The sequence below is a fragment of the Roseibium sp. RKSG952 genome, assembly GCF_009711355.1.
Genome location: NZ_SMMF01000793.1, coordinates 1 through 9,577 on the forward strand (window position 1 = coordinate 1; position 9,577 = coordinate 9,577).

Consider the following 9,577-nt stretch of genomic DNA (forward strand, 5'->3'; position numbering starts at 1 on the left):
TAATTATACTCAATCTATCTACGTTGAAGTCCAGACATAACTCCCACCAATAGCCGTCATTCCAAATCGGCCGTTCTGACGCGCGAAAGCGTTAGGCAGGTGGTCCAGCCTCAGACGGTTGCAGAATAGGTGTTGGCGAGGCGGACGAAGCCGTCGACATCGATTTCCTCGGCGCGGGCGGTGGGTTTGATGTCCGCCTTTCCCAACAAGGCTTCCGTATCCCCCCCCAGCGTCTTCAGGCTTGAGCGCAGCATCTTCCGGCGTTGGCCGAAGGCTGCGGCGGTGACCTTTTCAAGGGCTGCCAGATCACAAGGGGCGGGCGCTTGTCTGGGAGTGACATGGACAACCGTCGAGGTCACCTTCGGTGGCGGCGTGAAGGCCTTCGGGCTCAGGTCGAACGCCATGGCGGCATGGCTGCGCCATCCTGCAAGCACCCCGAGCCGGCCATAGGCCTTGTCGCCCTGTTTTGCCACGATTCTGGATCCGACTTCCTTCTGGAACATCAGTGTCAGCGAGCTCCAGAATGGCGGCCAGTCCGCAACCGTGATCCAGTTGAGAAGAAGTTGGGTGCCGACATTGTAGGGCAGATTGGCGGCGATCTTGACCGGGCCGCCCCCGGTTGCAGCCACAGGGTCGATATCGAGCGCGTCGCCCTCAATCACCTCAAGACGCCCCGGATAATGCGCGGCAATCTCGGCAAGGGCTGCAAGGCAGCGCGTATCCTTTTCGATCGCAACGACTTTCCGGGCGCCATTGGCGAGCAGGGCGCGCGTCAAGCCGCCCGGGCCCGGTCCGATCTCCAAAACCGTATGCCCGGTCAGGTCCCCGGCGGTGCGGGCAATTCGTGACGTCAGGTTCAGGTCGAGCAGGAAATTCTGGCCAAGCGACTTCTTTGCGTCAAGACCATGGGCCGCGATCACCTCACGCAGGGGCGGCAGATCATCGATTTGGGCCATCAGACGGATCCCGGATTGGACAGGACACCGGCCATGCGCAGGGCGGCGGCAAAACTGTCGACCCGGGCCTCGCCCGTTCCGGCAATTCCGTAGGCGGTCCCGTGGTCGGGAGAGGTGCGCACAAACGGCAGCCCGAGCGTGACATTGACACTGTCATCGAAGCCGATGGTCTTTGCCGGAACAAGTACCTGATCATGATACATGCCGAAGGCACAGTCATAGGTCTTGCGGGCCTCGGCATGAAACATCGTATCCGCGGGCATGGGCCCGCGCGCATCCAGCCCCTCGGCGCGAAGCCGGGCCACGGCCGGAGCAATGATGCTGCGATCTTCCTGTCCGATCTTGCCATCCTCGCCTGCGTGGGGATTCAGTCCGCAAAAGGCCAGACGCGGCTCGGCAATGCCAAACCGGGTCTTGAGGTCTTCTGCCGCAATGCGTGCCGTTTCAATGATCAGGTCTGCCGTCAGCCTCGACGGGACGTCCTTCAGCGGAATGTGGATCGTGACGGGCACCACCATCAGGGACGGTCCTGCGATCATCATGACCGGTGATGCGGGGCGCTCCGGCCAGTATCTGGATGCCAGCGCGCCCAGAAACTCGGTATGGCCCGGATGATTGAAACCGGCTTCGTATAGCGCTGCCTTGTTGATCGGATTTGTGACGACAGCCGATGCACGTCCTTCGGCCACATCTTCGACGGCAAGCTCGATCGAGCTGATCACGGTCTTTGCGGTCTGGGCCTGTTCCTCGCCCGGCCGGTCATCCATCGGCTGGCCGGTCAGGACCACGGGCAGGGCACTCTTGAATATGCCGCGTGCGTCTTCCGGATGGCAGGTGTGGATCGGCATATCCAGACCGAGGCGTTGCGCCCGGCGGCTGAGAAGCCCCGGGTCGGAGCGGACATAAAACGGCGGCAGATCAAGCGGCTTGCGTTGCGCCCACGCCAAAAGGGTTAAATCAGGGCCGATACCTGCCGGTTCGCCGCAGGTGACCGCGAGCGGCTTCTTGGAGGAGAGCATCGGGTCTTAACGTTGAATGATCGTGGCGCTGCGGCGCAGGTCCATGATGTAGCGGCGTGACAGCTGTTCGCCTTCGCGGGCGCGCAATTCGTTCTCGATTTCTGTCCGTGCAGCCACATCCGAGGCGATTTCCCGCTTTCCGCACACGGCCAGCATTTCATAGCCGCGCTCGGTCTTCTGCGGTTCCGTCAGCCGCCCGGGCTCGACCCCCTCGACCGATTCCCGCATGACGCCCGGCAGTTCGGTTTCCAGGCGGCGGCCTACCGGACGCAACACAACCTCACGATACTGGCCGAAGAGCGCTCCGGCGGTTTCGCAGCTGTTGAACTTGGACCGGATTTCGCGGCTTTCACGCAAACGCTGGTTCCGGAAGCTGTTGGAGGACTTTTTCGGGACGACGACGATGACCTGCTGCAGGTCATATTCGACACTGGTGCTTTTCTTGGCGCCATCCATCTTGCGAAGTGCCGCGATGACATCGCTTTCCGAAATCTCGATGGTGGCCTGGAACCGCCGGCGCACCGTCTGCTGCCAGGCAAGCTGGGCCTTCAGGCGGTCTTTCAGGGTCTGCGGGTTGACGCCATTCTGGCGCAATGCAGTGGACAGCTGGCCGGGTGAAAGCTTGACGCCCCTTGCGATGTTGCCAAAAGCGCCGTCAACCTGTGACTGGGAAATCGAAACGCCGAGCCGTTTTGCCTCGGCCTGCTGCAGGACTTCGTCAATCAGCTCCTGTTCTGCTTCCCGGCGGGAAACAGCATTCGACTTGCGTTGGGTCAACCGGATCAGCTTGGCGCGCTGGGATATGTCGTAGGACGTGATCGGTTCGTCATTGACAATGACTTCGATCGCACCTTGTGCAACGGATTGTGTCGGTATGGCAAAAACACAGAGCAGGCTGAGTGCAAGGGAAGCGATCGTTATCCGCATGTTTTCCAGTTTCCGGCTGTCTCAAGTCGTTTCGGGTGTCGGTTTGGGCACGCCGCTTTTGATGTCGCACAAGTCGCCAAGAAACTCAAACCAGGCGTGATCACGTTTCAATTCGGGGGCTGCGAACTTGTGGCGTAGGTGCATCGGGAGTGTTTAGTCCCCGACGCCTGACGAGACTTGCGTGTTTCCGATCGTTCTCAGGCCGATCCGCAAGTAGAGTGTCCGGTCAACATCCGATCCGTCAAACCGGCTGCGGTCTTCCGCATAGGAGATGGACAAGGAAAATCCTTCGTCGTCATACCCGATGCCGACACCGTCCTGCACCAGATCCGAGTTTTCGATATCGTAACGCATGGAGCCGAACACGCGCCAATTGTCTTCAAGGCGCAGGCTGGCGGCGCCGACAATTTCCTCTCGCGGATCGTCAATGCCGACATCGGGCTGGGCGTCCAGAAACGCGTAGGCAAGTGTCGACACGACCGGTCCATATGTTCCGGAGGCTTGAACCTGAAGACGGTTGACTGCGAGGTCGTCGGTGTCGAACCGTCCCTGCGCACCGACCTGGATGCCATGGATCGTGTTGAAATAGAGGCTTCCGACATAGTCGGAGGCGGTGGTCTCCAGACCAGAATCCAGAGTGGCTCCGAGAATGTCCACCACTTCGTAGGAGTTTTCGCCGGCTATCTGGTAGGAGCGTCCCACCAAGGTGGTGAAATAGTACCCGCTGTCCAGCTGGAGCTTGTAGTTGAAGCCCACATTCAAACGCGTACCGCCTTCGGCCCGGTCGAAGCCGGAAAACTTGTCGTAATCGAACAGCGTTGTCGTGTCGAAGACGATGCTCTGGGCGTCTTCGTTCGGAAGTTCGCCGATATCCTTTTCGTTCGGTCGTGCGACGACCTGCGCGACGGGTTCGAAAAACTGGTTTCCGCCCTGGAAAGTGGCAATAAACGGGTATCTGTATTCGAGGCCGATTGCTGGCGTCGTTCTGGCAACAAAGGATTCGCCAGCCAGTGCTGTTACGTCATCATCTGATGACTCAATCGAGAAGAGGTCGCCGCGGGCATAGGCGAAAGGCATCCATGTCTGACCGAGCGGGTCGATATAGGTCCGGCGCCAGTCCGCTTCGAGGGTTAGACGGGAAAACGTGCCCGCGACGCCACGAAAGCGATCGTTGCCGTTAAACTCGAAGGCATCGGTTTCGGATCGAGTCAGTGAATAGAAGTTGCTTGTAAGCGACAACTCCCCGCCTGCGACCGGATTATCAAACACATAGTCATAGTCGACCACCGGGTGCACCAGGGGCTGCTTTTCTTGCAAGTCGCTCCCGACCGGAGAAAAGCCTGCCGCATCGAAGTCACTGTCCGTGTAGTCTTCCTGCGAGATCTGGAAAGCATATGCGCGGATTGTGAAGTCGTTGCGGGTTGTGCTGCCCTTCAGATAGATTTCCGAGGTTTCGTCATTGTCATCAAAGCCAACGAAATCATAGTCTTCGAGAAATGTCCGGTCACTCTTCAAGGTGGCATCCCAGCCGATTTTCCAGTGCGGTGCAAGACGGAATTCGCCGACCGACTTGATCGCGCCGCGGCCGCGTTGATCGCCGCTTGTGCCGGAAAATTTGCCTGGCTGTGCCTGTATGATCCCGGCTGCGTACAACTCATATTGGCCGTTGACCATTTTTTGACGGAAGGCGGCTTCCGGCAAGACACCTTGTTCGCTCAAGGGGCTGACGGTCGTCAGCAGGTCGTAGTACGGATCAAGGGCCCAGTAATAAGGTACATTGACGCCGACGCCCAGGTTCGTGGAACTGACGCCCGTGGGGGTCAGAAAGCCTGATTTCCGTTTGACCGTAGGGTCCGGAAGCTTGAAATATGGGACATGTGCGATCGGTTTGCCGAAAAACTCCAGAGCCGCGTCCTCGAAGTAGATCGTCCGTTCTTGCTGATTGTGAATAATCTTGGCAGAGCTGATGCTCCAAAGCGGCGGTTTGTTCGGCGGCGTCGTGGGTTCTGTATAGACCGTGTACATTCCGTTCGTGAATGTCGTCACGTTGCCGTCTTTGCGGGTGGCCTCTTCAGCTATGAACCGGGTTCTTTGCGGCGTGTCGAGCTGCAGGGACTTCGCAAAACCGTTCTTCAGATCCTCTGACAAGGTCATGGAGCTGGTGCGGACAACATCTCCAAGAGGATCCGTGAAGATTACATTGCCGTTGGCGACAAGCGTGTCCTGCTTGCGGTCGAATGTGATCCGATGGGCCTGAACGGTATAGCCGTCATAATAGACCTGAACATCGCCAACGGCATGAATGACATCATTGTCGAAGTCATACACAACCTGGTTGGCTTCAAGCAGAAGGTTGGCATTCGGATCGACCTGGCCGACCAGCGCTTCTTGGATATTTTCCTGCGCTTGAACGATCGTGGCGGGCAGCCCGCCGAGACTTGGAACCGAAAGAATTGCAGCAGCAAGCGCGCGCCGGCTGAATGCGGCACGGGTCAGTGCGGTCGTGGACAACAGGAAACGAAAACCAGCCATGTTCCCCGTTCACCCGTCTTCCTGATTGAGCAGGATGGTCAAACCCATAAGTACTCCAAATATTCCAGGTGCCCACGCAGCAACGATCGGTGGGACAATGCCTGCACCACCGAGATCCTCCGCCAGCTCCGAAAGTACGTAAAGCACGAAGCCGGCAATGATTCCACCCAGAATCATTCCGCCAAGACCGCCAAACCGGGACACCTTCAATGAAACCGACGCCGCGATGAGTACCATGGCAGCCAAAAGAATGGGGCGGGCGAGAAGGGTTTGATATTGAAGAGCGTATCGATAGGCGGGCAATCCGGCGTTATGCGCCAGTTCTATGAAGTCGGGCAGCTTCCAGAACGAGATTGTCTCGGGTGCCCCGATACTTTCACGGACTTCGGTCGGCGTCAGAAACGTGCTCAGCTCATATTTGCGATAATGTTGTGGATCACGCCCGGTCGTATAGACTACCGCATCGTCAAGATTCCAGATTTTGTTGCCGAGGGAGGCGCTCTTGGCTTCTACGCGTTCGCGGAAGCTGCCCTGCTTGTCGAAGGCAAAGATCGTGACACCTTGCAGACGCGTTCCGCTGTCGGACATTTGCTTGGCGAGCAGGACGGATTTGCCGTCAAGACCGTCTTGCGTGAGCCAAATGTCGCCGGAGGTCTGCGTCAGGAAGCTTTCGTCCGCACCAAAAAGGCCCGTTGATGCCTCGTGCGACTTGTGCTGCAGCCAGACAGCAGCAGGATTGTAGACCGTGATGGAGAGGATGCCGATCCCAATCCCGACCGCAAGGGCCGGGGCCGAAAACTGCCAGACGGAAATCCCGGCTGCCCGGGTAACCACCAGTTCAAGAGCCCGGCTGAGGCTCACGAAGGCTGCGATCGAGCCAAACAGGACTGTGAAGGGGATAACCTGTTCCATCAATAGCGGGACGCGCAGGGCAGAGATAGCGGCGACCCGCATGACGGAGAACCCCTGCTGGTCACCGCCCCGGCGGATCAGTTCGAGAACGTCAAACAGATAGATCAGGACCGTTGCGAGCAAAAACAGTCCGATAATCGCCTTCAGGAAACGACCTGAAAAATATAGGGCGAGGGTACGGCCAAGCAGCATGGACTATGATGCTCCCGTTGACGAGCGGCCGGTCAAGCGGTCCGATATTGCTTGATAGCGGTCTTCGACCCATTCGCCGAACTTCTGGAATGCCCGCGATGTTGCCCCAGGCGTGGTCCGCATGATGAAATAACCGGCCGCCACCATGCCGAAGACGGGGACCACATAAAGAAAGGCGAGCAAACCAAGGTTTTCGCCCGTGATCGCGGTGACCGCAAACCCAGCGGTCCGAAGCGCGATGCAGCAGGAAATGGCCCCCACCACCGCAAGCCCGCGGCTTTGCCTGGTTGTCCGGGCCTTTCCAAGAAAGGCGAAGACAATCAGCGCGAAGGCGAGGCTGTAAAGTGGTCCTGAGAACCGTTCGTTCAGCTCGGTGGCAAGTTTGTCCGGGTGCTGAAGGGCGTAGGCGTCGTGTTTGCCAGGGTGCAGGAGGTTCCAGGTTGAGCGCTCCGAAGCCTTGTAGACAGGTTCTGACGCTTTTGGTGTCAGGTTTGACAAGTCAAATGCATAGGACTGGAAGCGGACGATGGATATGTCATCGCTTCTTTTCGGGCGGCGCTGAATGGTTCCGTCCTGCATCAAAAGCAGTGTCCGGTTGCCGACTTCTTCAATATGGCCGCGCTCTGCCTGATAGGTGAAGGTGGTGTCGGGATCCCGGGAATCGTGCATCAGCAGACCTTCCAGTTCGCCGGTTCCCGAGCGGTTCTGGATATAAAAGGTCAGGCCCTGGTCCACTGTGATGAAGCGACCCGGCTTGACGATATTTGCGACAAGGTCTGCCCGGACCCGGGTGATCTCCTGCCTCAGGTCTGCCAATCCCTTGGGCGCAAAATAGAGTGACATGCTGGCCGTCAGCAAAAGCACTGCGGTTGCAAAAATCAGGATCGGCTTCAGCACGAGGAAACGGGAGCCGCCAGTTGCATCAATCACGATCAGTTCGCTGTCACCTGACAGGGCATTCAGAACCAGCACCAGTGCGATCATCAATGCGAATGGGGCAACGATGGCGATCAGGAACGGTACCGCCAGCATGGTGATGCCAATGAACTGGACGACTGTCTGACCTTTGGACGTTACAAGATCGAGCTGGCGGAGCGCCTGCGTCGCCCAGACAACGCCGGTCAGAGCCGCAATGGTCAAGGTAAAGACATAGACCGATCGCCGGATTATGTAGCGCTCGAGGGTTTTCATACTCACCGCAGAGTTTCTATCAAGGCGCCCGCTTTTATAGCGTCACGCATCCAAATGCACGGATTTTAGTGAACGGGGCCTCAATAAGCGTGGTTAATCTTTCATGAACATAGTAGCGCTTGCCCGTGCTTGCAGAAAGCGCCATGTTCCCGTCATCGTGCCGAATGGTTTCCAAACAGCCATCGGCCAACCCGCCAGCCCATTATCGGGCAAGATCTGAAAAAAATACAAGGGATAACCCATGTCACAACTTCCCAAACTTTCGTTTGGCAAGCTTGCCACCCCGAAGTCCGGAACAGCCGTTGTTTTTGCCGGGGAAGACCTCGCCTTCGGTGAATTGTCCGCCGAGTTTGTCAATGGCGTGACCGGCGGGATCGAGCGGGCTGCCAAGGTCGCGGGTTTCAAGGGGAAAAAGGGTTCCCACCTTGACCTGATCGCACCTGCAGGCCTTGAGGTAGATCGCCTCATCGTTGTTGGCATAGGTTCGGCAGCAGACATGGATCAAAATGGCTGGACCAAACTGGGCGGCACCGTGATGGCGGCGCTCAAGTCGGCAAAAGCGGAGCAGGCGAGCATTGTGTTCGAACCGGCAACGGTGGTTGAGGCGCTCAGCCATAAAGCAAGCGCATTTGCCCTTGGCATTAAGCTTGCGGCTTACAATTTCGATACCTACAAGACCAAGGCCCCGGTTGAGGATGACGCCGACAAGGGCAAGGACAAGCCGGTCAAGATCGACATTGCCATTGAAGATGCCAAGGCTGCCAAAAAAGCTTGGGAGGCCGACGCCGCGATTTCCGATGGTGTTTGCCTCGCGCGCGATCTGGTCAACGAGCCTGCCAATATGCTCGGGCCGGTCGAATTCGCCAAAAAAGCCGCTCAGCTTGAAAAACTCGGTGTCGAGGTTGAAATCCTCGGCGAAAAGGAGATGAAGAAGCTGAAGATGAACGCTTTGCTGGGAGTGGCGCAAGGGTCTGTGCGTCCGGCTCAGCTGGCGATCATGCGCTGGAATGGCGGCAAGAAAGACGACAAGCCGCTTGCCTTTGTCGGCAAGGGCGTTGTTTTCGACACGGGCGGAATTTCGATCAAGCCGGGCGCCGGCATGGACGAGATGAAAGGGGATATGGGCGGTGCGGCAACCGTCACCGGTTTGATGCATGCTCTTGCCGGGCGCAAGGCCAAGGTCAATGCCGTTGGCGTGATCGGGCTTGTTGAAAACATGCCTGACGGCAATGCACAGCGGCCGGGCGATATCGTGACGGCGATGTCGGGAACAACCATCGAAATCCTGAACACCGACGCCGAAGGCCGTTTGGTGCTGGCTGATGCCCTCTGGTACACTCAGGAGCGGTTCAAGCCGGCCTTGATGATCGACCTCGCGACCCTCACAGGTGCGGTGATCATTGCGCTCGGAAACCACAATGCCGGCCTGTTCACAAACAATGACGGTATCGCGGAGCAGCTCACCGCTGCGGGCCAGTCCACCGAGGAGCTCGTCTGGCGGCTGCCGCTGTCGAAAGACTACGACAAGCTGATCGACACCCCGAATGCCGATGTCAAGAACATTGGCGGCCGCTCGGCCGGGTCAATCACGGCGGCCCAGTTTCTGCAGCGTTTCGTCAATGATGTGCCTTGGGCGCATCTCGACATCGCAGGCACGGCGATGGGCGCTCCCAAGACCGAAATCAACACAGGTTGGGCTTCCGGTTTCGGCGTGCGTTTGCTCGACCGTTTTGTCGCGGACAATTATGAGGGCTAAGGCCAAATGAAAAACCCGCCGGGAATATCCGGCGGGTTTTATTCGAATGATCGCGAACCTCAGGACCTTGGACGAAGCCGCTCGCGCGGCAA

Annotated in this window: 7 protein-coding genes; 1 reads left to right on the forward strand and 6 read right to left on the reverse strand. The window is 58.1% G+C overall.

Annotation, left to right across the window (positions count from 1 at the left end):
• Positions 1-110: 110 nt before the first annotated feature.
• The 6 genes from rsmA to lptF form a co-directional block, all read right to left on the reverse strand.
• Positions 111-956 (reverse strand): 16S rRNA (adenine(1518)-N(6)/adenine(1519)-N(6))-dimethyltransferase RsmA, encoded by an 846-nt coding sequence (rsmA, locus tag E1297_RS07090; protein WP_155135741.1) that lies wholly within the window; start codon positions 954-956, stop codon positions 111-113.
• Positions 956-1,975 carry a 4-hydroxythreonine-4-phosphate dehydrogenase PdxA gene (gene pdxA / locus E1297_RS07095; RefSeq protein WP_155135744.1) on the reverse strand — a complete coding sequence of 340 codons (1,020 nt, stop codon included), beginning with the start codon at positions 1,973-1,975 and terminating at the stop codon, positions 956-958. Before pdxA ends, rsmA begins: the two co-directional genes overlap by 1 nt.
• 6 nt (positions 1,976-1,981) lie before the next feature.
• On the reverse strand, positions 1,982-2,902 hold the full coding sequence (locus E1297_RS07100; protein ID WP_155135747.1) for a peptidylprolyl isomerase: 921 nt from the start codon (positions 2,900-2,902) through the stop codon (positions 1,982-1,984).
• 153 nt (positions 2,903-3,055) lie between these two features.
• Positions 3,056-5,434 carry an LPS-assembly protein LptD gene (locus tag E1297_RS07105; protein WP_155135750.1) on the reverse strand — a complete coding sequence of 793 codons (2,379 nt, stop codon included), beginning with the start codon at positions 5,432-5,434 and terminating at the stop codon, positions 3,056-3,058.
• Positions 5,435-5,443: 9 nt separating this feature from the next.
• Positions 5,444-6,538 carry an LPS export ABC transporter permease LptG gene (lptG, locus tag E1297_RS07110; protein ID WP_155135753.1) on the reverse strand — a complete coding sequence of 365 codons (1,095 nt, stop codon included), beginning with the start codon at positions 6,536-6,538 and terminating at the stop codon, positions 5,444-5,446.
• 3 nt (positions 6,539-6,541) lie between these two features.
• On the reverse strand, positions 6,542-7,729 hold the full coding sequence (gene lptF / locus E1297_RS07115; RefSeq protein ID WP_155135756.1) for an LPS export ABC transporter permease LptF: 1,188 nt from the start codon (positions 7,727-7,729) through the stop codon (positions 6,542-6,544).
• 241 nt (positions 7,730-7,970) lie between these two features.
• Between lptF and E1297_RS07120 the strand changes: the two genes are divergently transcribed.
• Positions 7,971-9,485, forward strand: a complete 1,515-nt coding sequence (locus tag E1297_RS07120) for a leucyl aminopeptidase (RefSeq protein WP_155135759.1) — start codon at positions 7,971-7,973, stop codon at positions 9,483-9,485.
• Positions 9,486-9,577 lie beyond the last annotated feature (92 nt).